This is a genomic window from Priestia sp. SIMBA_032, from assembly GCF_046535215.1.
In the GTDB taxonomy this organism is placed as follows: domain Bacteria; phylum Bacillota; class Bacilli; order Bacillales; family Bacillaceae_H; genus Priestia; species Priestia aryabhattai.
In genome coordinates, this window is sequence record NZ_JAWRXD010000948.1 from 1 (window position 1) to 261 (window position 261).

A 261-nucleotide genomic window follows, 5' to 3' on the forward strand; every position below is an offset into this window, starting at 1 on the left:
CTGGGAATTCTTTTTGTACTTCTTTGTTTAATACTGGTTTATATTTAATCATATAAGTAACTTGTAACAATGAGCGTTTTAACAAACTATCTTCAATGAGATACGCTACTTTATTAAATAAATGTACATATTCCTCAATATTGGAATAACTATTAAAATGAGCTAATACTCTACTTTTTATACTAAAAGCGTTGCCTACATAAATAATATTGTCATTATAGTCTTTAATGAAATAAATACCACTGTCAGATTTTTTCAATT

Annotated in this window: 1 protein-coding gene; it reads right to left on the reverse strand. The window is 24.9% G+C overall.

Annotation, left to right across the window (positions count from 1 at the left end):
• Positions 1–259 (reverse strand): GIY-YIG nuclease family protein (locus tag SB717_RS37140; RefSeq protein WP_486360805.1); only part of this gene is annotated, 259 nt, incomplete at its 3' end.
• Positions 260–261 lie beyond the last annotated feature (2 nt).